This is a genomic window from Streptomyces sp. GSL17-111 (assembly GCF_037911585.1).
Taxonomy (GTDB): domain Bacteria; phylum Actinomycetota; class Actinomycetes; order Streptomycetales; family Streptomycetaceae; genus Streptomyces.
Window position 1 is genome coordinate 5382277 of the sequence record NZ_JBAJNS010000001.1, and the last position, 24293, is coordinate 5406569.

At 76.1% G+C, this 24293-nt stretch carries 20 protein-coding genes; 16 read left to right on the forward strand and 4 right to left on the reverse strand.

Annotated elements, in window-relative coordinates; genetic code table 11:
• Positions 1–58 precede the first annotated feature (58 nt).
• The 3 genes from V6D49_RS23855 to V6D49_RS23865 all read left to right on the forward strand — a co-directional run bounded on the left by V6D49_RS23855 (position 59) and on the right by V6D49_RS23865 (position 4657).
• Positions 59–1009 (forward strand): hypothetical protein, encoded by a 951-nt coding sequence (locus V6D49_RS23855; protein ID WP_340562789.1) that lies wholly within the window; start codon positions 59–61, stop codon positions 1007–1009.
• A gap of 91 nt (positions 1010–1100) precedes the next feature.
• Positions 1101–2723, forward strand: a complete 1623-nt coding sequence (locus tag V6D49_RS23860) for an APC family permease (protein ID WP_340562791.1) — start codon at positions 1101–1103, stop codon at positions 2721–2723.
• Positions 2724–2734: 11 nt separating this feature from the next.
• Positions 2735–4657 (forward strand): primary-amine oxidase, encoded by a 1923-nt coding sequence (locus V6D49_RS23865; RefSeq protein WP_340562794.1) that lies wholly within the window; start codon positions 2735–2737, stop codon positions 4655–4657.
• 65 nt (positions 4658–4722) lie between these two features.
• Here V6D49_RS23865 and V6D49_RS23870 read toward each other — a convergent pair whose 3' ends face one another.
• Positions 4723–5811 carry an ATP-dependent DNA ligase gene (locus tag V6D49_RS23870; protein WP_340562796.1) on the reverse strand — a complete coding sequence of 363 codons (1089 nt, stop codon included), beginning with the start codon at positions 5809–5811 and terminating at the stop codon, positions 4723–4725.
• 93 nt (positions 5812–5904) lie between these two features.
• Between V6D49_RS23870 and ligD the strand changes: the two genes are divergently transcribed.
• Complete coding sequence (gene ligD, locus V6D49_RS23875) at positions 5905–6918, forward strand: non-homologous end-joining DNA ligase (RefSeq protein WP_340562799.1); 1014 nt, start codon at positions 5905–5907, stop codon at positions 6916–6918.
• Between the two features lie 125 nt (positions 6919–7043).
• On the opposite strand, the gene V6D49_RS23880 is transcribed toward ligD, so the two are convergent.
• Positions 7044–7295: a chaplin gene (locus V6D49_RS23880; RefSeq protein WP_340562800.1), complete on the reverse strand. Its 252-nt coding sequence runs from the start codon at positions 7293–7295 to the stop codon at positions 7044–7046.
• Between the two features lie 384 nt (positions 7296–7679).
• On the opposite strand from V6D49_RS23880, the gene V6D49_RS23885 reads away from it, so the two are divergent.
• From V6D49_RS23885 to V6D49_RS23920, 8 genes are all read left to right on the forward strand, one after another.
• Positions 7680–8858, forward strand: a complete 1179-nt coding sequence (locus V6D49_RS23885) for a glycosyltransferase (RefSeq protein ID WP_340562803.1) — start codon at positions 7680–7682, stop codon at positions 8856–8858.
• A gap of 12 nt (positions 8859–8870) precedes the next feature.
• On the forward strand, positions 8871–10373 hold the full coding sequence (locus V6D49_RS23890) for an exopolysaccharide biosynthesis polyprenyl glycosylphosphotransferase (protein ID WP_340562805.1): 1503 nt from the start codon (positions 8871–8873) through the stop codon (positions 10371–10373).
• 2 nt (positions 10374–10375) lie between these two features.
• Positions 10376–11830, forward strand: a complete 1455-nt coding sequence (locus V6D49_RS23895) for an O-antigen ligase family protein (RefSeq protein WP_445330589.1) — start codon at positions 10376–10378, stop codon at positions 11828–11830.
• Positions 11827–13548, forward strand: coding sequence for a lipid II flippase MurJ (locus tag V6D49_RS23900; RefSeq protein WP_445330590.1), 1722 nt, complete (start codon positions 11827–11829; stop codon positions 13546–13548). Before V6D49_RS23895 ends, V6D49_RS23900 begins: the two co-directional genes overlap by 4 nt.
• Before the next feature lie 240 nt (positions 13549–13788).
• Positions 13789–14481 carry a polysaccharide deacetylase family protein gene (locus V6D49_RS23905; protein WP_340564260.1) on the forward strand — a complete coding sequence of 231 codons (693 nt, stop codon included), beginning with the start codon at positions 13789–13791 and terminating at the stop codon, positions 14479–14481.
• Positions 14481–15638, forward strand: coding sequence for a glycosyltransferase (locus tag V6D49_RS23910; RefSeq protein WP_340562808.1), 1158 nt, complete (start codon positions 14481–14483; stop codon positions 15636–15638). Before V6D49_RS23905 ends, V6D49_RS23910 begins: the two co-directional genes overlap by 1 nt.
• A gap of 6 nt (positions 15639–15644) precedes the next feature.
• Entirely contained in the window at positions 15645–16523 is an 879-nt protein-coding gene (locus V6D49_RS23915; RefSeq protein WP_340562809.1) for a lipopolysaccharide biosynthesis protein, read from the forward strand.
• On the forward strand, positions 16520–17677 hold the full coding sequence (locus V6D49_RS23920) for a GNAT family N-acetyltransferase (RefSeq protein ID WP_340562811.1): 1158 nt from the start codon (positions 16520–16522) through the stop codon (positions 17675–17677). The genes V6D49_RS23915 and V6D49_RS23920 overlap by 4 nt, the downstream gene beginning before the upstream one ends.
• A 47-nt stretch (positions 17678–17724) precedes the next feature.
• On the opposite strand, the gene V6D49_RS23925 is transcribed toward V6D49_RS23920, so the two are convergent.
• Together V6D49_RS23925 and V6D49_RS23930 are read right to left on the reverse strand one after the other, a co-directional pair.
• Positions 17725–19059: a glycoside hydrolase family 26 protein gene (locus tag V6D49_RS23925; protein ID WP_340562813.1), complete on the reverse strand. Its 1335-nt coding sequence runs from the start codon at positions 19057–19059 to the stop codon at positions 17725–17727.
• 142 nt (positions 19060–19201) lie between these two features.
• A complete protein-coding gene (locus tag V6D49_RS23930; RefSeq protein ID WP_445330591.1) occupies positions 19202–20002 on the reverse strand; it encodes a GGDEF domain-containing protein in 801 nt (266 codons plus the stop codon).
• Positions 20003–20375: 373 nt separating this feature from the next.
• Between V6D49_RS23930 and V6D49_RS23935 the strand changes: the two genes are divergently transcribed.
• The 4 genes from V6D49_RS23935 (at position 20376) to V6D49_RS23950 (ending at position 24290) form a co-directional block, all read left to right on the forward strand.
• Positions 20376–20927, forward strand: coding sequence for an XRE family transcriptional regulator (locus tag V6D49_RS23935; RefSeq protein WP_340562819.1), 552 nt, complete (start codon positions 20376–20378; stop codon positions 20925–20927).
• Between the two features lie 69 nt (positions 20928–20996).
• Positions 20997–21638 (forward strand): hypothetical protein, encoded by a 642-nt coding sequence (locus V6D49_RS23940; protein WP_340562821.1) that lies wholly within the window; start codon positions 20997–20999, stop codon positions 21636–21638.
• On the forward strand, positions 21635–22879 hold the full coding sequence (locus tag V6D49_RS23945) for an MAB_1171c family putative transporter (RefSeq protein WP_340562823.1): 1245 nt from the start codon (positions 21635–21637) through the stop codon (positions 22877–22879). The genes V6D49_RS23940 and V6D49_RS23945 overlap by 4 nt, the downstream gene beginning before the upstream one ends.
• Positions 22880–22889: 10 nt before the next feature.
• Positions 22890–24290, forward strand: a complete 1401-nt coding sequence (locus V6D49_RS23950) for an FAD-dependent oxidoreductase (RefSeq protein ID WP_340562826.1) — start codon at positions 22890–22892, stop codon at positions 24288–24290.
• Positions 24291–24293 lie beyond the last annotated feature (3 nt).

Sequence of the window (24293 nt, forward strand, 5' to 3'; positions counted from 1 at the left end):
CGCGGCTCAATTCGGGGTTGACGGCGGTCAGTTGGTGACGGTTGGGTGAGCCCCGACCATGACTCCACCACCTCCCTCCTTCAAGCTGGGACGGCGGGGACAGAGCCGCGCCATCGACCCGGCCCTGGACGACGCCGCACTGGCCGCCGCCCGCGACGCGCTCAGCCGCGGCCGCTGGGCCGAAGCCCGCACCCTGCTGATCGCCACCCACGACGACTGGGACCGGCGCGGCCACCGCGTCCTCGTCCTCGCCCACGCCACCGGCGCCCTCACCTGGGCCCACGAGTGGCGGCTCACCGAGCCCGACAGCCCCGAGGCCGCCCTGCTGTTCGGCTGCGCCGCCGTGGTGCGCGCGGTGCGCGGCAAGGGCTCGCCCGACCGGGCCGAGACCGCCGTCGTCGCGGCCCAGCGCGCCGCTCCCCGGGACCCGACGCCGTGGCTCGCCCGGCTCCTCCTCGCCCACCACCGCGACGCGCCCGACGCCTTCCGGGACGCCTTCGAGGCCCTGCGCGAGCGTCACCCCGACCACCACCAGGCGCACCACCTGGTGACGACGCGGCTGGCGGCGGCCACTCCGCCCTCCCCTCACGTCGCGCACCCCGTCTACGACTTCGCCCGGGAGGCGGCCGAACGGGCCCCCGCCGACTCGCCCCTGGCGCTGCTGCCCGTCGTCGCGCACGCCGAGCGGTTCCGGGTGCTCGTCGGGGCCGGGGAGGTGCCGCCCGACCCCGCCGCCACCGGCCACTGGACCAGCCGGCGTGCCCGCACAGCCGTGCGCGGCGCCTTCGACTGGTGGCTGGAGTGGGGTACCGAGGAGGGTCACCCGCGCCGCCTGATCGACCTCAACCACCTGGCCTACGCCAAGTACCACGAGGGCCGGATGGCCGAGGCCGCCGCGCTGTTCCAGCGCATCGGCCCGCACGTCACGCACGCGCCCTGGTCGTTCTCCGGCGACGACCCGAACACGGCCTTCCGCACGGCCCGCGACCACGCCTTCGGGCTCACGTGAACCGGCCCGCGCCGGACGCGCACCGGCCCGCGCCGACCGCCGCGCGCACCCAGGACGTCCCCGCACCAGGACCCTCAGGAGAGGAACGGGCATGACGGGCACCACCGCACGACGCGAGATCCACACCTACAAGGGCCAGGACCGTGCCCTGCGGGCCGGCCGGCTCGGCACGGCGGGGCTGCTCCTGTCGGTGCTGGCCGCGACCGCCCCGCTCATGGTCGTCGCCGGGGTCATGCCGACGACGTACGCCGTCATGGGCATCACGGCCCAGCCGCTGCTGTTCGTCGTCCTCGGGGTCGTGATGGCCCTGTTCGGCGTCGGATACGCCGAGATGAGCCGGCACGTCCACAACGCCGGCGCCTTCTACGCCTACATCGCCAGGGGCCTGGGCGGCGCGGCCGGCGCGGGGGCCTCCTTCGTCGCGCTGGCCGCCTACAACGCCCTCCAGGTCGGCGTCTACGGCCTCTTCGGCTTCGAGGCCGCCCTGCTGCTCGACGAGTACCTCTCGATCCGGGTCGACTGGTGGGTGATCGCCCTGCTGGGCGTCGCCGTCACCGGGGTGCTCGGGGCGTTGAAGGTGGACCTCAACGCCCGGGTGCTCGGCGTCCTGCTGCTCATCGAGGTCACGCTCGTCGTCATCCTGGACGTCGCGTTCGCCGCCGACCCCGGCCCGCAGGGGCTCTCGCTGCAGGCCTTCGACCCGGCGGCCCTCACCGGGGCGGGCCTGGGCACCGCCCTGTGCTTCACCGTCGCCGCCTTCCTCGGCTTCGAGCAGGCCCCCGTCTACGCGGAGGAGACGCACCGGCCGCAGACCGTGGTGCGCCGCGTGATGTTCCTCGCGGTCGGCTCCGTCGCCGTCTTCTTCGCGCTGACCTCGTGGCTCATGGGCGTGGCCACCGGACCGGACCACGTCGTCGGCGCGGCGCGCGAGCAGAGCGCGGGGCTGCTGTTCGGTCTGTCCGAGCCACGGCTGGGCGGGACGTTCACCGACGTCCTGCACGTCCTGTTCCTGACCGGCATCTTCGCCTGCATGCTCGCCTTCCACAACGTCGTCGCCCGCTACGCCTTCGCCATGGGACGCGAGGGGCTGCTGCCCGCCGCCGTCGGCCGCGCCGCCCGGGGCACGGGCGCCCCGGCCGTCGGCTCGATGCTCCAGACCGCCGTGGCCCTGGTCGTCGTCCTCGCCTTCGCGCTCGCCGACGACGGGCCGCACGGCGACCCGACCACGCCCGTGCTGGAGCTGTTCACCTGGATGGGCAACGTCGGGGCCCTCGGCGTCATCGCGCTCATGGCCACCACCTCCGTCGCCGTGATCGCCTTCTTCGTCCGCCGGGGCGCGGTCGCCACCCAGGGCGCGCGGCTGGCCTGTGCGGGCCTCGCCGCCCTCGCCCTGACCGTCATCTTCGGTTACGCCGTCGCGGACTTCGAGATCCTCCTCGGCACCGACCCGGACTCCGCCCTGCGCTGGGTGCTGCCCGGCGTGATCGGGGCGGCCGCGCTCGCCGGTGTGATCGTCGGGCTCGTCCTGCGCTCGGCGCGCCCGGCCACGTACGCCCGCATCGGCCTGGGCAACGAGGCCTTCCAGCTCGCACGGGAGGCGGAGCACATCGCTCCCGCGCCGGCCCCCGGCTGTGCTGTCCCGCCGGCCCCCGGCTCCCCTGCCCCACCCGTGTCCGACCAGACGCCCGAACCGCCCGAGAAGCCCGCGCGCTAGGAGCCGACGCCATGGAACGCCATCCCCTCGACCCCCTGACGGCCGACGAGATCAGCGCCGCCCGCACCGTACTGGCCGAGGCCGGGAAGGTCGGCGACACCACCCGCTTCCCGCTCGTCGTGCTCGACGAGCCCGACCGCCACACCGTCGCCGCCCACCGCCCCGGCGACCCGGTGGTGCGCCGCGTGCGCGCCACCCTGCTGGACCGCGCCACCGGCGTCTCGGCCGAAGCCGTCGTGGACCTCACCGCCCGCGCGCTGGTCGCCTGGCGCGAGCTGGCGGCCGAGGAGGACGGGCAGCCCCCGATCCTCTTCGAGGAGTACGACCTGTGCGACGCGATCGTCAAGGCGGACCCCGGCTGGCGCAAGGCCATGGCCGACCGGGGCATCGACGACGCGACGATCGGGCGCGCCGTGGCCACGCCGCTCGCGGCGGGGCACTTCGGCCGTGCCGAGGAGACCGGGCGCCGCCTGCTGCGCTCGCTGACGTTCCTGCGCTGCGACGAGACCGACAACCCCTTCGCCCACCCCGTGGCCGGGCTCGTCGCCGACGTCGACCTCATCGAACGCCGCGTGCTGCGGCTGCTGGACACCGGGCCCGTGCCGGTGCCCGCCGAGTGCGGCCGCTACGACCCGGCCCGCACCGGGCCCGCCCGTACCGACCTGCGGCCGCTGGAGATCACCCAGCCCGAGGGACCCTCGTTCACCCTGGACGGCCACCACCTGCGGTGGCAGAACTGGGAGCTGAGGCTGGACTTCAACGCCCGTGAGGGCCTGGTCCTGCACGAGGTCGGGATCCGCGACGGCGAGCGGCTGCGGCCCGTCCTGCACCGTGCCTCGCTCGCCGAGATGGCCGTCCCCTACGCCGAGCCCGACCCCGGCCGCAACTGGGTCTGCTACCTGGACGCCGGCGAGTACCTGCTGGGCCGCAACGCCAACGCGCTGCGGCTGGGCTGTGACTGCCTGGGCGAGATCCGATACCTCGACGCCGTCCTCAGCGACGACCACGGCCGCCCCGAGACCCTGCCGAACGCCGTCTGCCTCCACGAGGAGGACACCGGCCTGCTGTGGAAGCACACCAACATCTTCGACGCGACGGGGGAGACCTCCGTCGTCAGCCGCCGGGCGCGGCGGCTGGTGATCAGCTACATCACCACGCTCGGTAACTACGACTACGGCTTCTACTGGTACCTGTACCAGGACGGCACCATCGCCTTCGAGGCCAAGTCCACCGGCATCGTGCAGACCTCGGCCACCGAGCCGGGGCAGAGCACGCCGCACGCCACCGAGGTCGCCCCCGGGCTCCAGGCGCCCTACCACCAGCACCTGTTCTGCGCCCGCCTCGACGTCGCGGTGGACGGCTTCGGCAACACGGTCGAGGAGGTCGAGGCCGTCCGACTCCCACCGGGCGAGGACAACCCGAACGGCAACGCCTTCACCGTCCGGGCGACGCCGGTCACCTCCGGGGCGGACGGCGGCCGCCTCGCGGACCCGACGTCCGGCCGCACCTGGCGCGTCGTCAACCCCGCCCGGTTCAACCGGATGGGCCGGCCCGTGGCCTACACGCTCGTGCCGCAGCCGAACCCGCTGCTGCTGGCCGCCCCCGGCTCGTCGGTCGCCCGGCGCGTCGCGTACGCCACCCGGCACCTGTGGGTGACCCGCTACGCAGCCGAACGGCGCTACCCGGACGGCGACCATCCGAACCAGCATCCGGGCGGAGCCGGCGTCACCGCGTGGGCGGCGGCCGACGAACCGCTGGAGAACACCGACCTCACCCTCTGGCACACCTTCGGGCCGACGCACCTGCCGCGCCTGGAGGACTGGCCGGTCATGCCCGTGGACAGCACCGGCTTCACCCTGCGCCCCACCGGCTTCTTCGACCGCAACCCGGCCCTCGACCTGCCGGCGGAGGGCGGCGCCCACTGCCACGGCTGACCGCCCGTCCGCACGGGTGAACGGGACCCGGGAGAGGGGTTGAGGCCCCACCGGCCGGTGGGGCCTCAACCCGGGTCGGCCGCGCCGTCCGTCCCGCCCGTCAGCACCTCGGTGAGGTCGTAGTTCGCGACCTCCTCCAGCTGCGCGTACGTGCACTCCTCGGGGCGGCGGTCCTCCCGCCAGCGGCGGAACTGCGCGGTGTGCCGGAACCGATCGCCCTGCATGTGGTCGTAGGCGACCTCGCACACCCGCTCCGGGCGCAGCGGCAGCCAGGAGAGGTCCTTGCCGCCGCTCCAGCGGCTCTGCCCGCCCGGCAGCCGGCCCGCCGCCTGCGCGGCCTCGCTCCGCCAGTCGGCCCAGGGGTGCCCCTCGGCCGAGTCCATCAGCAGCGGGGTCAGCTCCTCCATCAGCGCTCGCCGCCTGGCCTGGGAGAACGCGCCGCACACGCCGACGTGCTGGAGCCGGCCCGCGTCGTCGTACAGCCCGAGCAGGAGCGACCCCACCACGGGTCCGCTCTTGTGCTCCCGGACGCCCGCCACCACGCAGTCCGCCGTCCGCTCGTGCTTGATCTTCACCATGAGCCGCTGGTCGGGGCGGTAGGGCAGGGTGAGGCGCTTGGCGATGACGCCGTCGAGGCCGGCCCCCTCGAACCGCTCGAACCACTCCCGCGCGACCGCGACGTCCCGGGTGGCCGGGGCCAGGTGCACGGGCGGCTCGGCCTCCCGCAGCGCCTCCTCCAGAGCCGCGCGGCGCTCCTGGAGGGGGACGTCCAGCAGGGCGGCGTCGTCGAGCGCCAGCACGTCGAACGCCACGAACTCGGCCGGGGTCGTACGGGCCAGCAGCCGCACCCGCGAGTCGGCGGGGTGGATGCGCTGCTGGAGGGCGTCGAAGTCCAGCCGCCCGCCCTGGGCGACGACGATCTCGCCGTCGAGCACGCAGCGCCGCGGCAGGTTGGCCCGCAGCGCGTCGACCAGTTCGGGGAAGTACCGGGTGAGCGGGTTGGTCGAGCGGCTGGTGATCTCCACCTCGTCGCCGTCCCGGAAGACGAGGGCCCGGTAGCCGTCCCACTTGGCCTCGTAGTGCATGCCCGCGGGGATCGTCGCCGCCGTCTTGGCGAGCATCGGCTTCACGGGGGGCATCACCGGCAGGTCCATGCCGCGATTGTGCGCCCGCGCCGGCCGCCGCGCCCGCCGGACGGGCGCGCACCGGACGGGCGTGCTGCGGCCCGGCGGTCTAGCGTGGCGCGTATGGGTCAGGCGGTGGAACTGGACGTGGACGGGCGGACCGTACGTCTGTCCAACCCGGACAAGGTGTACTTCCCCGAGCGCGGGTTCACCAAGCGGGACGTGGCCGCGTACTACCTCGCGGTCGGGGAGGGCGTCCTGCGCGCCCTGCGCGACCGCCCCACCACGCTCCAGCGTCACCCGGACGGCGTAGCGGGGGAGTTCTTCTACCAGAAGCGGGCGCCGAAGGGGCTGCCGGAGTGGATCCCCACCGAGCGGATCACCTTCCCCAGCGGCCGCCACGCGGACGAGATCTGCCCCACCGAGGTCGCCGCCGTGATCTGGGCCGCCAACCTGGGCACGCTCTCCTTCCACCCCTGGCCCGTGCGGCGCGGGGACGCGGAACACCCCGACGAACTGCGCATCGACCTCGACCCCCAGCCCGGCACCGACTTCGACGACGCCCGCTGGGCCGCCCAGCGCCTGGCCGAGCTGCTGGACGGGTTCGGGCTGCGCGGCTGGCCGAAGACGTCCGGCGGGCGCGGCCTGCACGTCTTCGTACCCATCGAACCCCGCTGGACGTTCACCGACGTCCGCCGCGCCGCCATCGCCGTCGCCCGCGCCCTGGAGCGGGTGGACCCCGACCGGATCACCACCGCGTGGTGGAAGGAGGAGCGCGGCGAGCGGATCTTCGTCGACTACAACCAGACGGCCCGCGACCGCACCATCGCCGCCGCCTACTCCGTCCGGCCGCATCCCCGGGCCCAGGTGTCCGCGCCGCTGCGCTGGGCGGAGCTGGACGCGGCCCGCCCCGAGGACTTCGACCTGGCCACCATGCCCGCCCGGTTCGCCGAGGTGGGCGACGTCCACGCCGACATGGAGCGGCACGCCTTCCGTCTCGACGCGCTGCTGGAGCTCGCGGAGCGGGACGCCCGGGACCACGGGCTCAGTGACCTGCCCTACCCGCCCGACTACCCCAAGATGCCGGGGGAGCCCAAACGCGTGCAGCCGAGCCGCGCGAAGCCCGACCCGCGCTGACCGGCAACCGACCCCCGTCGTCCCCCCGGGATCCGGGCCGTTCGGCCCGGACGCACGGCGGCCCGTGGACGCGCGGGCGCCCACGGGCCGGGAGCCGCCGGGCGGCCCGCTGGTGATCCGTCAGATCACTTGTTGATGCAGGTGTTGCCGAACGTCGGGTTCAGCAGGCCGACGACGTTCACGGAGTTGCCGCAGAGGTTGATCGGCACGGCGACCGGGACCTGCACGACGTTGCCGCTGAGGACACCGGGGGAGTTCACGGCCGCGCCCTGAGCGCTCGCGCCCGAGTCCCCGTGCGCCAGGGCGGAACCCGCGCCGCCGGCCACCAGGGCACAGCCCGCCGCGGCCAGGGTGGTCGCCTTGACGATGCGCTTCATGATCTCTCCTTTGTCACAGCTTTCGCAGCGTTGATGGGGCACTCCGCTCAACGACGCCCGGGGGAGCGGGATACGCCAGGTCACCCGTTGGTGCGGTGCCGCTGCGCCGCCCGGGGGCCCCGGGGCGCGGAACAGCGGGAACCCGGGCATACGGGGTCGTCTGCGACGGACCGTTGATCCGATGAATCCGATCACTCCGATCACATGGTGAACACCGGACATACCAGCGCGTCTCACATGATTTCAGCCCATTATCTGCCAAGGTCCTTTCTGGCAGCCGTCGAACCGCTCCGGACCGACCGGCCCCAGCCGCCGTCCCGTCCCGTGGGAGCACCGGCGAGCGGCCTGCCATCCGTACCGCCGGACCCCGGGGGAGAAGCACGCGTGCCGTACCACGACCGCCCACCGCACCAGCTGACGGTGGTCCACATCGCCCAGCCCGTCGACGGCGGCGTCGCCCGGGTCGTCACCGACCTCGTCCGGGCGCAGTGCGAGGAGGGCCTCGGCGTCCACCTCGTCTGCCCGCCCGCCGGGCCGCTGGCCGGTGCCGCACGCTCCGCCGGCGCGACGGTCCACCCCTGGCCGGCCCACCGGGCCCCGGGCCCCGCGCTCGCCGCCGAGACCGCCCGGCTGGCCCGCACCCTCCGGCCACTGCGCCCCGACATCGTCCACGCGCACAGCGCCAAGGCCGGACTCGCCGCCCGGCTCGCCCTGCGGGGGCGCGTCCCCACGCTCTTCCAGCCGCACGCCTGGTCCTTCGACGCCGTGCACGGCACCGCCGCCCGGCTCGCCCGGCACTGGGAACGCGCCGCCGCCCGCTGGACCGCCGCCACGGTCTGCGTCAGTGACGACGAACGGCGGCGCGGGACGGAGGCCGGCATCGCCGCCCCCTGGCACGTCGTGCCCAACGGCGTCGACCTGGACCACTTCCGCCCCGCCACCGACGCCGACCGGCATGCCGCCCGCGCCGCGCTGCCCGCCCTCGACGGTGTCCCGCCCGGCGCCCCCCTGCTCGTCTGCGTGGCCCGGCTGTGCCGCCAGAAGGGCCAGGACGTCCTGCTGCGGGCGTGGCCTACCGTCCGGGAGCGCTGCCCCGACGCCCGCCTCGTGCTCGTCGGCGACGGCCCCGAGCGCGACCGGCTGCTGCACGCGGCCCCCGGCCACGTCGTCCTCGCCGGCGCGGCCGCCGACCCCCGGCCCTGGTACCGGGCGGCGGACCTCGTCGTGCTCCCCTCCCGCTGGGAGGGCATGGCGCTGGCCCCGCTGGAGGCCATGGCCGGCGGCCGGCCCGTCGTGCTGACCGACGTCACCGGCGCCCGCGAGAGCCTGCCGCCCGCACTGCACGGGCCGTGCCTGGTGCCTCCCGAGGCCCCCTCGGCACTGGCCCGTGCCCTGACCCGGCTGCTGGCCGACCCCCGGCGCCGTTCGGCCGCCGCCGCGTGCGCCCTGCACCACGTCCGCAACCACCACGACGTACGACGTACGGCGGCAGCCGTCGCGGAGCTCTACCGCGACGTGCTCCGCGGCCCGCACGAGCCGAGCGCCCAGCGCGTCGAGCGATGACCACGGAGAACCATGAGTACGGAGAGCGCTGACGCCTCGGGCGCCGCCCCCACGACCACGGTCGACCACGCGGCCCCCAGGACCTTCCCCCCACCCCGCTCCGCGCCCCGGCCCTCCGGCCGTCGGCCCGATCACGTCCAGCGGGCCCGCCGGGGCGACGCCGTGCCCCTCGCAGCGGCCGACTGCCTCGCCGGAGCCGTGGCCGCCGGCGCCTGCACCCTGGCCGGGGCACCCGCCGCCCAGGTCTTCGGCGCGTTGGTGCCCGCCGTCGTCCTCACCGTGCTCCTGCACGCGCGCGGCGGCCTGTACCGGCCGGCGCCGCTGGCCGCCGCCTCCGACGAACTGCCCGCGCTCCTCGGCCGGACCGCCGCCGCCTGGGGGCTGTCCGCCGCCCTGTGGGCGGGCCTCAGCCCGGACGACGGACTGCGCCTGAGCGCCCTGCTCGCGCTCGTCACCGGGCACGTCGTGCTGGCCACGGCCGGGCGGGGCGGCGTCCTGGCCCTCCGCCGCCGTGCGCTGCGGCGCCGGCCGCGCGCCACGCTCGTCGTCGGCCCGGCCGCCACCGGGCACCGGCTCGGCCGGGTCCTCCACGAGCACCCGCAGTACGGACTGCGGCCCGTCGGCATGGTCCCGACCGACGCCCGGGCGGCCGACGGCACGCCGGGCGACCGCCCGCCGCTGCCCGTCCTGGAGTCCGATGAGGACATCACCCGGGCCGTCATCCAGAACGCCGTCCGGCACGCCGTCCTCACCCGCACCCCCGAGAGCGACCCGCGCACCGCCGGTGTCGCGGCCCTGCTGCGCGCCCACGGATGCGCCCTGTGGATCGCCGACGGCGGAGAGGCCGCCGTCCCGGTCGGCCGCGCGGGCCGGGCGCCGGGCGCCCACCTGTGGGGGTTCGCCTGCCGACGGCTCGACCCGCCCCCGGCGCGCACGGCGGCCACCCGTGCCAAACGCGTCCTCGACCTGCTGCTCGTCGTCCCCGCCCTCGTCCTCGCGGCGCCCCTGCTGCTGACCTGCGCCGCCGCCGTCCGGCTGGCCGACGGGCCCGGCGTCGTCTTCCGCCAGGAGCGCGTCGGGCGCGACGGCCGCCCGTTCACCCTGCTGAAGTTCCGCACGCTGCGCCCCGCCGACGCCTACGAGTCGGCGACGCTGTGGAGCGTCGCCCGCGATCGGCGCATGAGCCGGGTCGGCAGAATCCTGCGCCGCAGCTCGCTCGACGAGCTGCCGCAGCTGTGGAACGTCCTGCGCGGTGACATGAGCCTGGTCGGCCCGCGCCCCGAGCGGCCCTACTTCGTCGCCAAGTTCAGCGAGACCTACCCCGGTTACGCGCGGCGGCACCGCATGCCCGTCGGCATCACCGGGCTCGCCCAGGTGCACGGCCTGCGCGGCGACACCTCCATCGAGGACCGCGCCCGCTTCGACAACCACTACATCGCGAGCTGGACGCTGTGGCAGGACGTGCGCATCCTCGTGCGGACGGTCACCTCCCTCGTCCGGCACGGCGGGAGCTGAGCGTGGCGGCCACGACGACGGCCCCGCGCCCCCGGGCACCGGACGGCAGGGCCCCGGCCCCCCGATCCGGCGCCGATCCGGCGCCGCCCGCGCCCCACCGGCCGCCCGCCCCCACGGCCCGGGCCCTGCTGACCCGCTACGCCCCCGGCCTGCCGGTGGTGGCCGTCCTGCTGCTCCTGTGCCTGCCCACCGGCTCCGGCGACTCCCGCGTCACCCCCGCCGACGCGGCCTGCGCCGCCCTCGTGCTGTGGTGTGCCCTGCGGGCCCTGCGCGACCGCGAGCGGCCACTGACCCGCCGCGCCGCCCTCGTCCTCGCCGCGCCCGCCGTCGGCATCGCCCTGGCCACGGTCACCTCCCGCGACCCGGCCGCCGGCCTGCCCGGCTTCGTCCGTTACCTGGAGGTCTTCGTCCTCGTCCCGGCCGCCGTCGTCCTCGCGCTGCGCCACAGCCGCCACGCCCGCCTCGTCATGGCCGGGCTGCTGCTGCTCGCCGTCGTGCAGGGCGCGGTCGGCGTCCACCAGTACGTCACCGGCACCGGCGCGTCCTACCGGGGCCAGGACATCCGGGCGGTGGGCACCTTCGGCCCGCTGGACGTGATGGGCATGTCCACCGTCGTCTCCCACGGCCTGCTCGTCGCCCTGGCCGTGGGCCTCGCACCGCCCGCCCGCAGCCCCCGCTGGCTGCGTCCGGCCGCGCTCGGCTGCGCCGCCGCGCTCGTCGTGCCGCTCGTCCTCTCCTTCAGCCGGGGCGCCTGGATCGCCACCGCCGTCGCCTGCGCGGCCGTGCTGCTGCTCGCCGGGGCCCGGCTCGCCCTGCGCACCCTGGCCGTCGTCGCCTGCGCCGGCGTGGTCCTCGTCGGCGGCTTCGGCGTCGGGTCGCAGCTCATCGGCGAACGCCTGGGCAGCATCACCGACGTGACCGCCGCGCCCGACCAGTCGGTCACCGACCGGTACACCCTGTGGGCCGCCGCCGTCAGCATCTGGCGTGACGCCCCCCTGACCGGCGTCGGCCTCAAGGGCTTCCCCGACCACCGCGACGCCCACGCCTCCCTGGCCCTCTCCTCCGGCAGCGACATCGCTGGCGCGGGCAGCGACTTCCGGCGCGAACCGCTGCTCTCCCCGCACAACATGTACCTGCTCGTCCTCAGCGAGCAGGGGCTCGTCGGGCTGCTCGCCCTCGGCGGCTGCTGGGCCGCTCTCGCGGTGTGCGCCGTGCGCCGGCTGCGCACCGGCCCCGCCCCGCCCGGCGCGCCCGGGGGCCGGTGGACGGAACGGGACTGCGGACTGCTCGCCGTGGGCATGCTCTGCTGGCAGCTCGTCGACTTCCTCTACGCCGACATCGGAGGCCCCTCCACGGCGCTGACGGGCGTCGTCTTCGGGTTCGTCGCCTGGTGGGCGCTGGCGGCCCGCCCGGCCGGCGAGCCCGGCCCCGCCACAGGGACGGCGGTCGCCCGGTGACCGACGTGACCACCGCACGGCCCCACGCCACGGAACCGGCCGGCCCCGACCCCGCCCCGGCGCCGCCGTCCGGCTCACCGCTGGGGCGGATCCTCGCCCGCGCCGCCGCCCTCACGGCCCTGCTGACGGCGGCCGGCGCGCTGCTGGGACTCGTGCGCGACCAGACCATCGCGCACCTCTTCGGCGCGGGCAGCGGCACCGACGCCTTCCTGGTGGCCTGGACCCTGCCCGAGATGGCGGCGACCCTCCTCATCGAGGACGCCATGGCCCTGCTCCTCGTACCCGCCTTCAGCCTGGCCCTCTCCCGCCGCGCCGCCGCCGACGCCCCCACGGACCCGGTACGGGACCTCGTGGCGGCCACTCTCCCCCGGCTCCTGCTCGCCCTCGGCGCCGCCACCACCCTCCTCGTCCTCGCCGCGCCCCTGCTCGTGAGCACCCTCGCGCCCGGGCTGGACGAGCCCGGACTGGCGGTGGACTGCACCCGGCTGACCGCGCTGACCGTGCTGGCGTTCGGCGTCGCCGGGTACTTCAGCGCCGCCCTGCGCGCCCACCGCAGCTTCGCCCCGCCCGCCGCCATCTACGCCGCCTACAACCTGACCATCATCGCCACCGTCATCGCCTGCCACACCGTCCTCGGCGTCCGGGCCGCGGCGCTCGGCGTCGCCCTGGGCGGCGGCCTGATGGCCCTCGTACAACTCCCCTTCGTCCTGCGCCACCTCGCCGCCCGACGGCGCGAGCGCGTCCGGGGCCGACCGGCGTTCAGGCGGCGCACCGCTCGCCGCACGGCGGACCCGGCCGCCCGGCCGACGCTGCTGGGCGCCGCCCTGCTCGCCCCGGTCATCCTCTTCTGCGTCGGACGGCAGTCGCAGGTGCTGATCGAGCGGTACCTCGCCTCCTCGCTGCCCGCCGGAGCCATCTCGCACCTCAACTACGCGCAGAAGGTCGCGCAGATGCCGATGGTGCTCTCCCTGATGATCTGCACCGTCACCTTCCCCGTCGTGGCCCGGGCCATGGCCGACGGCGCCGCCGAGCAGGCCCGGCGCCGCGTCGAACGCGACCTGCACCTCGCGGCCGTCGTCGTCCTCCTCGGCGCCGCCTACGTGCTGGCCTGCGCGCCGCAGATCATCCAGCTCCTCTTCCAGCGCGGTGCCTTCGGCCCGGAGGACACCGCCGCCACCGCCTCGGTGATGCGGGTGTACGCCACCGGGCTGCTCGGCCACAGCCTCGTCGGCGCGCTGGTGCGCCCGTTCTTCTCCGCCGCCCGCCCCACCTGGTACCCGGCCCTCGCGATGGCCGCCGGGATGACCGTCACCGTGGCGGCCGGGGTGTGGACGGCCCCGCACTTCGGCATCCACGGCATCGCCGCCGCCAACGCCGCCGGGATCACCCTCACGGCGGCCCTGCTACTGCACGGACTCGGTAGCCGCATCATCCCCCTCGACGTCCCCCGCATGGTCTCCGGGCTCGTCCGGCTCCTCGCGGCCGCCGCCGTCGCCGCCCTCGCCGCCTGGGCCGTCGCGGGCCTGTGCCCCGGCCCGCTGACCGCCGCGTCGGCCGGGGGAGCGGCCCTCGTGGCCGCGTTCGCCGGCGCGGGCCTCCTCCTGCGCGCGCCGGAGGTGGCCGGGCCCGTCGCGGCGGGCCTGCGTCGCGCCGCCCGCCGGCCCGCCCCCGGCCCGGCGGCGGCCACCACGACGCGGCCGCCCGAAACCGACCGCTGACCGCACCGTCCGCCCGACCGCTTCCGTCCGCCCACCTCGAAGGAGGCAGCCATGTCCGCCGACCCGGCAGCCGCCGCCGCATCCGCCGGCCCCCCGGTCACCGCACCGCCGAACCCCACCCCCGCCGCCCCCGCCCGGCCCGGCCGCCCGCACGGCGACCGGCCCCGCACCGCCCCCGGCCGTCCGCGCGTACCCGCCCCCGCCCATCGGGGGCGGCGCGCCGCCGCCCCCTGGGTCCTCATGTACCACTCCGTCGACGACTGCGCCGAGGACCCCTACGGCATCACCGTCCCGCCCGCCCGTCTCGAACGGCAGCTCGCCTGGCTCGGCCGCCGCGGGCTGACCGGCGTGGGGGTCGGCGAACTGCTCCGCGCCCACGCCGCCGGACGGTCGCGCGGACTCGTCGGCCTCACCTTCGACGACGGGTACGCCGACTTCACCGAACACGCCCTCCCGCTGCTGCGCCGGCACGCCTGCACGGCCACCGTCTTCGTCCTGCCCGGACGACTCGGCGGTGACAACGCCTGGGACGCCGACGGACCGCGCAAGCCGCTGCTGGACGCCGACGGCATCCGCGCCGTCGCCGCCGCCGGCATGGAGGTCGGCTCCCACGGGCTCCTGCACGAGCGGCTGACGACCGTCGGCGACGCCGTCCTGCACGAGGAGACGCACCGCAGCCGCGCCCTGCTGCACGACCTCCTCGGCACGCCGCCCGCCGGGTTCTGCTACCCGTACGGCGCCGTCGACTCCCGCGCCGTACGGGCCGTGCGGGCGGCCGGATACGCCTACGCCTGCGCCGTGGACCCCGGACCGCTCACCGGACCGCACGCGCTGCCGCGCGTCCACGTCGGCGCCCGGGACACCGCGTTGCGGCTGCGGGCCAAACAACTGCTGCACCCGCTGCGACGCCCGGCGCTGCCCGAGGACGCGTGATGAGGGTCCTGCACGTCATCACCGGACTCGGCGTGGGCGGGGCCGAGCAGCAACTGCGGCTGCTCCTGCGGCACCTGCCGGTGGGCTGCGACGTCGTCGCCCTCACCAACCCCGGCTCCGTCGCCGAGGGCATCAGGCGGGACGGACACCGCGTCGCCCACCTGGGCATGACGGGAAACCGCGACCTGTCCGCCCTGCCCCGCCTGACCCGGCTGATCCGGGACGGCGGCTACGACCTCGTCCACACCCACCTCTACCGGGCCTGCGTGTACGGCAGGACGGCCGCCCGGATGGCGGGTGTGCGGGCCGTCGTGGCGACGGAACACTCCCTCGGCAGCGCCCAGATCGAGGGCCGGCCGCTCACCCGGTCCGCCCGCGCCCTGTACCTGGCGAGCGAACGCCTGGGCGGCGCCACCGTCGCCGTCTCGGAGACCGTGGCCCGCAGGCTGCGCGAGTGGGGCGTGCCGGGACAGCGCATCGAGACCGTCCCCAACGGCATCGAGCCCGCCCGCTTCCGCTTCCATCCAGCCGCCCGGCGCCGGGCCCGGGCGCTGCTCGGCCTGGCGCAGGACGCCTTCGTCGTCGGCGGCGTCGGGCGGCTGGTGCCGGGCAAGCGCTTCGACGTCCTGGTGCGGGCCGTGGCCGCGCTGCCGGACGCCCGGCTGCTGCTGGTGGGCGACGGCCCGCAGCGCGAGGCCCTCCTGCGGCTGGCCGCCGCACTGGGCGCCGCCGACCGCGTCGTGCTCACCGGTGAGCGGGACGGCGCGGTGGCCGAGCACGGCGGCCACGAGCCGGGGCTGCCCGCCCTGCTGGCCGCCATGGACGTCTTCGTCTCCTCCTCCCCGGAGGAGTCGTTCGGCCTGGCCGCCCTGGAGGCACTAGCCGCCGGCCTGCCCGTCCGGCACGTCACCTGCCCCGCCGTGGACGAACTGCCCGCGTCCGCCGCGCCCGACGCCCGGCGCATCCGCCCCGGCGTCCCCGAACTCGTCGCCGAACTGCGGGCCGTGCGGGATGAGGCGCTGCCGCGCCGCCCCGTCCCCGCCGCCGTCCGCCGCTACGACATCGCCCGCAGCGCCGACCGGCTGATGGACGTCTACACGTCCGTACGTGCCCGCGTCGACGCCGCTCCCCTCCTTCCCGCCCCCGCCCCGAGGTGAACCGGCATGCCCGCCACCGACACCACTGAGACCAAGACCGCCAAGACCGCCAAGCCTGCTGAGCCTGCTGAGACCGCCAAGGCCACCAGGACCACCTCACCGAGCCGGTCCACCAAGCCCGCCACGACCGGCCCCGGGACCGCCACCCCGACCGACGGCGGAACCGGCACCGCGACCGCCGTCCCCGGGTACGACCCGCCCCGGCTGCGGGACCGGGCCCTCGGCGCCGCGCTGCGCCTCGTGCGGCTGCTCCGGCGGGCCCTCGTCCGCCGGCCCCGGCCCCTGCGCCGCCTGGCTCGGTGGCTTCCCCGGCCCCCGAAGTGGTGGCCGCTGCCCGCCTGCGTCCTGCTGGGCCTCCTGGCGGGCGGCGGCTGGGGCGCGTTGAGCACGCCGCAGTACACGGCCACCGGGTACGTGGTCGTCGTGCCGGGGGAGAAGTCGGACCCGACCTCCGCGCTCGGCTTCGCCCAGGCCTACGGGCGGCTCGCCACCAGCGGTGCCGTCCTCGCCGCCGCGCAGAAGGCCAGCGACGTCCCGGCCGGCACCCTGCGCGGGAGCGTGCGCTCGGCCACCTCGCCCGACGCCCCCATGATCGAGGTCACCGGCACCGCGACCGGCCCCGGGACCGCCGCCAAGCGGGCCAACGCCGTGGCCGAGGCGCTCGCCGCGAACGGCAACACCTCCGCGAAGCGCACCGGCGTCGAACTCGTGCTCTTCGCCCGGGCCCTGCCGCCCTCAGCGCCGTCCTCGCCCTCCGCGCCGCTGGCGGCCGCCGTCGGCGCGGCGGCCGGCGGGCTGGTGGGCGGGCTGACGCTGCTCGCCCGGCCGCGTTCGGCCGCGCGCCCCGAGGAGCCGGCCCCGCAGGCGAAGGAGGACGCCCGATGACCCGGCAGCGGACGGCGGACCCCGTCACCGTGAGCCTGTGCCGCGACCTGGAGGAGTTCGCCGCCCTCGGCCCGCAGTGGGACGCGCTGCACCGCCGCAGCCCGGCCGCCACCCCGTTCCAGAGCCACGCCTGGTTGCACTCGTGGTGGCTCTCCTACGGGCGTCCCGGCCGCCTGCGGCTCGTGCTGGTGCGGCAGGGCGACCGGCTCGTCGGCGCCGCACCGCTGATGCTGTCCTACCGCCCGATGCCCGCCCTGGTCCCCCTGGGCGGCGGCATCTCGGACTTCTTCGACGTGTTGCTCGACGCGGACTGCCCCGGGGCCCGCACGGCGCTCCTGCGCGGACTGCACCGGGCAGCGGGCTCGGCCCTCATCGACCTGCGCGAGGTGCGGCCCGGGTCCCTGGCCGAGACGCTGTTCCGCCACTGGTCCGGCCCGCGCAGCCGGCTGTGCGACTCGGTGTGCCTGGAGCTGCCCGGCGTCGGCCTGGAGCAGTTGCTGAACCGGCTCTCCGGGAGGGCCGCCCGCCGCTTCCGCGCCAAGCTGCGCAAGCTGGACGCCCTCGGCATCGAGGAACGGACCGTGCCCGCCGCCGAGGTGCCCGCCGCCGTCGGCCACCTGCTGCGGCTGCACGCCCTCCAGTGGCACGGACGGGGGGTGACGCCCGAGCACCTGCGGCCGCGCTTCGCCGAGCACCTGACGCGGGCCGTCAGCGGCATGGTGCGCACGGGGGACGCCGTGCTGACGGAGTACCGGATGGACGGGGAGGTCGTCGCCTCCGACGTCACCCTGATGTCCGACGAGTTGGCCGGCGGCTACCTGTACGGGGCGCACCCGAGGCTGCGGGAGAACAAGGTCGACATCACCACCATGCTGCTGCGCCACGACACCCGGCACACCACGGAGTCCGGGCGGCGCGTGCTCAGCCTGCTGCGCGGCACCGAGCCCTACAAGCTGCACTGGCGGCCGGAGACCGTCACCAACCAGCGCTTCCTGCTGGCGCGCCGGCGCCTCGCCCCGGCGCTGCGGATGCTCACCGCCGGTGCGTCGGGCCGCGCGGTCGCGGTCTCGGCGGCCCGGGCCCGGGTGCCCGCCCTCCGCGCCTGGCAGGCCCGGCTGCGTGGCCCCCGCACGACCGCCCCCGAGCCGGGCTGAGGCCACGACGGGGCCCCGGGGCGCCGCGCCCCGGGGCCCGGTCGGGCTCAGCCGCCGTCGCGGCCGAACGTGAGGGAGGTGTCCGGCCGGTCGGGGAACAGGCACACCCGGCGTTCACCGATCCACCGCTCCAGCCAGTCGCCGAACTCCAGCGCGACGCAGCCGGGCTCCTCCGGGCGTCCCGTGACCGCGTCGGGCGGTGCCGTGGCGGTCGGCTCGGGTGCGCCGGACGGCCCGGACACGTCCGGCAGGCCGTACAGCGCCTTCCGATAGACGGCGGACGCCCGTGGGTTGCTGCGGCACTGCCACACGCCGTGCGGGCAGTAGTCGGTGACGGTCTGGTAGACCGGCCGGTGCCGGTCGAACCACTCCAGCATGCCCCGCATGTAGGCGGGGTTGTCCCCGTTGCGGAAGAGTCCCCACTCGGGGAAGGAGATCGGCTTGCCGCGCGCGGCGGCGAAGTCCACGTGGTGCTGGAGGCCGTAGGGCTGGGTCACGTGGTCCTCGAAGTCGGCGCCGGGCGGTTGGTCGTAGGCGTCCAGGCCGATGATGTCCACGACGTCGTCACCCGGGTAGCACCGGGGCCACGGGACGGCGTCCCGGCCCCGGCTGGGGGTGAAGTCGAAGCGGAACTCCTGGCCGGGCACCGCGCGCATCGTGGTGACGATGCGCCGCCAGTACGCCTTCCACGCGTGCGGGTCGGGCGCGCAGCGGTGGGTGTAGGTGGTCCCGTTCATCTCCCAGCCGAGGACGAGCACGGTGTCCTCGGCCCCCAGGCGTACGAGACGCTCGGCGAGGGTGCGGAAGTGGTGGTCGTAGTCGCCGCGCGCGGCCGTCCGCAGCAGCCGCCGGACCTCGGCGTCGCCCACCCCCGCCTCGTTCCGTTCGAACATCGGCACGTTGAGCACCAGCATCCGGTCGGCGTCCGCGCGGCGCCACTGAACCCAGGGGCGCAGGAACTCGGGCCTGCCCTCGATGTTCACCCACAGGTCGCCGGGCAGGTAGGTGTGCCCGACGCGCAGTTCGGTGCCGCCGAGCCAGCGTTCCAGCTCGGCGATGCGTCGCACGCCGCGCGGTCCGGAGTCGAGGAAGGCGCCGATCGCGGTCGCGCCGGCGTCGGACGGGGGCGTGTCGCCGGGCGGGCTCGGGGGGTCGGGTGGTGTCGGCCTCGGGGGTGTCGGCGGCGGGGAGGGCACGGACGGGGAGGCGACGGGGCCGGGGGCCGCGTTGCGGGCGTCGTCGTCCCCGGCCTCGTCCCCCCAGGGCACCACGAGGGTGCCGAGGAGCAGGCCGGCCACGACGGCACCGGCGCAGACACCGGCCGCACGGCGCCTCGGGCGGGAGTGGGGGGCTCCTTGCGGACGCCCCTTACGGGCACGCATGGTCCGACAGTAGGCACGGGGGGACGGACCGTGTTCGGCCAGAGGGGCCGCCGCTGGGCCATCGGTGCCCCACGTCCCCCGGTCGGCGCAGGCGGCGTCGGGCGCGGCCGCCGCGCGGTGCCCGGGCCGGACGGACGCCGGGTCAGCCGGCCCGGGGAGCCTCCGGCACCTCGTCGAGCAGCCGTCCGAGGACCTCCCGCAGATGCGTGGCCGAGGCCACCGAGAGCACCAGTTCCGCCCCGTCCTCCTGGGCGGTGTGGCCGAGGGCGGCCAGCGGTATCCGCACCTGCCGGGGACGTTCCCCGCCGCCCTCCGCCCGGGCCGGGGCGAGCACGGGGCCGGGCCGGTCCGCCTCCGCGCGCCGACGCCGCGCGCCCAGCGCCGGCAGGGACTCCCTGACCTGGTCGCCGCCCGCGCGCTTGGCCGCCCGCAGGGCGACGTCGCAGTCCAGGAGCAGGTCGAACAGCTCGTCCTCGGGCCGCCCCAGCGGCACCCGTCCGGCCACGCCCATGGACACCGTCTGGCCGGTCAGCGCGACCGAGGCGTTGCGGCTCGTGCGGACACCTATGGTCCGGCCGCGGACGGCCTCCAGCGCGCGCCCGGCGGCCCGCCGGGCGGCGTCCGCCCCGCTGTGCGGAAGCAGCACCAGGAACTCGTCGCCCGTGTGCCCGCCGTACCGCCCGACGACGGCGCCCTCGATCCGGCCGAGCACGTCGGCGGTGGCCTTGAGCACCTCGTCACCCGCGACGTGCCCGTAGGTGTCGTTGACGCTCTTGAAGCGGTCCAGATCGGCGAGGACGAGCGCGAGGGGTCGGCGTTCCTCGCGGGCCCGGGCCAGGGCGGCTAAGGCCCGGTTCTCCCAGGCCTGGCGGTCGAGCACGCCCGTGAGCCCGTCGACGAAGTTCCGCCCGCAGGACGGGCAGCGCGGTGCCTCGGGTGCCACGGGGGCGTTCCGGTCCTGCGGTGGGGCGCCGTGCGCCGGAGCGCCGTTGACTGTCCTCGGAGCGGTCCTCATCGATCCCCTCTTCCCCGCGGCCGGCGCGCCCGAGGCCCGTGGGCGAGCGGGGCCGTACCGGCGTCTCTTCGTGACGGTGTTCGAACGGTGCTGCGGGCGGGCCGTGCCGAGCCGGGGGGCGGCCGTGTGCCGGAGGGTGAACGTACGGCCGTTCGTGGCTTACTTTCAACCAGTAGTTGATCCCGTGCGCTGTGTGAGTCTAGACGCGGAAGCGGCCTGTGTGTCAACTACTGGTTGATTGCGGGAAGCTGATGGAGCGTTAGGATGCGTTCCTGCATGCGGGCGGGAGGGGTGAGGTGCGATGCCCGACACCACCGGAAACATCGAGCACAGCGGGAACAGCGGAAACAACGAGACCACCGAGAGCGCGGACGGCACCGACAGTATCGACGGCAAGGGCCTGCCGACACTCGCGGCCCGACTGAACCGCCTGTTCGAAACGATCCGCCCGGAGGGGCCCCGGGGCCGGACCTACACCAACGACGAAGTGGCCCTCTCCGTGAAGGAGTCCAACCCGCACATCAGGGTCGGCGGCGCCTACCTCTCCGCCCTGCGCACCGGCACCAAGAAGAACCCCTCCACCGAGCTGCTCGCCGCGCTCGCCCGCTTCTTCGGGGTGCCCGCCTCCTACTTCCTCGACGAGGCGACCGCCGTCCAGACCGACGCCGAGCTGGCCCTCGCGCAGGTCGCCCACAACCTCGGTGTGCGCAAACTCGCACTCCGCGCACTGGAGTTGACGCCCGAAGGGCTCGCGGCGGTGACCCGGATCGTCGAACATGTCCTGGACGGCGACATCGAGGGCACGGACACCGGCCGGCCCGGGGCCGCGCCGCCCCGGCGCCCGGCCCCGTGACCGGGGCACCCCGTCGGCAGTCCGGCACGGAAGGGCACGGAAGGGCAGGGAACGCGGCATGGTGACCCGGTGAACATCAAGACCATGCGCCGCAGCTGCGCGGCGCTGGTCAAGGACCTCGACCTGCCGCTTCCGGCCGAGCCGGAGGAGGTGGTCGCGGCTCTGTGCGCACGGATGCGCCAGCGGCTCGGCCGGGCGGTCCACCACCGGCTGGTCGCCTTCCCGCCGGACACGGTCAGCGGCCTGTGGGTGGCCACCGACGACGCCCACTTCATCCTGTGCGAGGAACGCACCAGTCCCTGGCACCAACTGCTCATCACCTGTCATGAGTTCTGGCACATCGAGGCCGACCACCGGGCCACCCCCGGGGCGGACGACACCACCGACGCCCTGCTGTTCCCCTCGCTCGACCCCCGCACCGTCGGACGCATCGTCGCCCGACGCACCCACTGCACCGCCGAGGAGGAGCAGGAGGCCGACTTCTTCGCCTCCCTGCTGATGGCCAGGGTCAGCCGCTGGCTCCCCCGGCGGACGTGGCCGGTCCCGCCCTCGGCCGCCGCCGTGGTGGACCGGCTGGAGAACACCCTCGGCCGCCCCGCCGACACCCGCCCCGCCGACGCCGCGTCCCCGCACACCCCGGACCGCGCGGGCGCGCCTCGGCACGGACCGGACGACCGGGCCGGGGACGTCGCACCGGGGCGGAACCGGTGAACGACCCCACCGGCCTGTACTGGGTCTGCTCGGCCGCCTCCTGGGCCGCCCTCGGCTTCAAGCTCCCCGGCCTGTGGCGCGAACCGCGCAACCCGATGCGCTGGTCGGTGTGCTCCACCCTCTTCCTGGCCGGCGCCGCGATGTTCTTCGCCGCCCCGGTGGCCATCGCCCGCCTCAACGACCACACCGGCGTCCCCAACATCGCCGCCCCGGTGGTCTACTGCCTCCTCACCGCGCTCGGCGTCTCCTCCCACCTGCTGATCACCTACTGGCGCCACCCCGCCGAGCGGGCCCGGCCGGTCGCGCTGCGCTGGATCGGCGCCTACAGCGCGGTGCTGCTGGCCCTCGTCGTCCTCTTCGCCCTCGGCGACCCCCGCGTCGAGCGCCGCACGGACTTCGACACCTACTACGCCACCACCCCCGCCACCGGTGCCTTCATCGTGCTCTACCTGGTGGCCCTGGCCGTGGCCATGACCATCCTCGCCCGGCAGGTCGCCGGCTGGGCCGCCGTGGCCGGACGTCCCTGGCTGCGCCGGGGGCTGTGGCTGATCTGCGCGGGCGCGGTCTGCGCCCTCGGCTTCTGCGTGACCAAGCTCCTCGCCGTCGCCGCCCGGTGGGCCGGGCGCGACTGGGACACCCTCAACACCGAGGCGGCCCCGGCGCTGGCCGTCGTCGGGCTGCTGATGAGCGCCCTCGGTTACGCCCTGCCCGCGGGCGGGGAGAAGCTCAGCGGCGCCCGGGACCGGCTCGCCCGGCGGCGCGCCTACCGCGCGCTGTTCCCGCTGTGGAACGCCCTGCGCGCGGCCACCCCGGCCATCGTCCCGCCCGCCCGGGTGCCGTGGTGGGACTTCGAACTCCGGCTCACCCGGCGGCTGGCCGAGATCAACGACGGGCGCCTCGCGCTGCGTTCGCACACCGACCCGGCCGCCGGCCCGACGGCGCGCCGACTGGGTGAGGAGGCCGGCCTGGCGGGCACCGAGCTGCTCGCGGTCGTCGAGGCCGCCCGGCTGCGCGCCGCCGTCATGGCCAAGGCCCGGCACCGCACCTTCCCGCCGGGCGAGGGCGCGGAGTGCGCGGGCCCCATCGGCGGGGCCGACGGCGTCGGCGAACTCGACTGGCTCGTGCAGGTCTCGCGGGCCTTCGCCGCCTCGCCGGTCGTCCGCGCGGCGGCCGGGGAGGCGCACACCCCGGCGGCGCGGCCGGAGGCCGACCTGAGCCCGGCCCATCTCCGAGAGGACTGAGAACGCAGTGGTGCACAGACCGACACACGCCGTGGTGCTGGGCGGCGGCCTCGCCGGCATGCTCGCCGCCGCCGCGCTGGCCCGGCACGTCGACCGCGTCACCGTCGCCGAACGTGACGTCCTGCCCACCCGCCCCGAGCCGCGCAAGGGCGTGCCCCAGGCCCGCCACGCACACCTGCTGTGGTCCGGCGGGGCCCGCGCCGTCGAGGCGCTGGTGCCCGGCATGGAGGAGCGGTGGCTGGCCGCCGGGGCCCGGCGCATCGGTATGCCCGACGGCATCGTGTCCCTGTCCGCCCAGGGCTGGCTGCACCGCTGGCCCGACCTGCAGTACCTCATCACCTGCAGTCGCGACCTGCTCGACCAGACGCTGCGCCAACGGGTGCTGGCCGACGACCGGATCACCGTCCGGCAGGGCGTCACCGCCGAGGGCCTCACGGGCGGGGCCACCCGCGTCACCGGCGTCCGGCTGCGGGTCCCGGCCACCGGCGAGGAGACCACCGTCGACGCCGACCTGGTCGTGGACGCGACCGGGCGGGCCTCCCGCGCCCCCGCGTGGCTGGAACACCTCGGGCTGCCCGACGTGCCCGAGGAGGTCATCGACTCCGGCCTGGCCTACGCCACCCGCCTCTTCCACGCCCCGCCCGACAGCGGCCCGGCCGTGCCCCTGGTCAACGTCCAGGCCGACCACCGCGCACCCCGGCCCGGTCGCACGGCGACGCTGGTCCCGATCGAGGGGGACCGCTGGCTGGTCACCCTCTCCGGCACGCGCGGCGGCGAACCGCCCCTGGACGCGGAGAAGTTCACGGAGTTCGCGCGCGACGGCGTGCGGCACCCGATCGTGGGGGAGCTGCTGGCCGCTGCGGAACCCGCCGGGCCGGTGCACGGCTCACGCAGCACCGTCAACCGCCGCCGCTCCTTCGAGCGCCTGCCGCGCTGGCCGGACGGGTTCGTGGTCCTCGGGGACGCGGTCGCCACCTACAACCCCGTCTACGGACACGGCATGTCCGTGGCCGCCCACGGCGCCACCGCCCTGCACGAGAACCTGGCCCGGCGCGGCCTGGCCCCCGGCACCGCCCGCGCCGTCCAGCGCGCCGTCGCCCGGGCCGTCGACGGTGCCTGGTCCACCGCCACCAGCCAGGACGTCCGGTACCCGGACGCCATCGGTCCCCGGCCGCCGCTGCCGCTGAAGCTGCTGGGACGGTACGTCGACCGGCTGATGGCCACGGCCAACACCCGCCCCGCCGCCGCCCGGGCCCTCTACACCGCCTTCACCCTCTCCGGCCCCATGGCCGGACTCGTCGCCCCCGCCGCCCTGCTGGCCACGCTCCGGGGCCCCCGCCGCCCGGCCCCCGCCGAGCCCCCCTTCACCGCCGAGGAACTCCGCACCCTCCGCCTCCCCGACCCCGTCTGACGC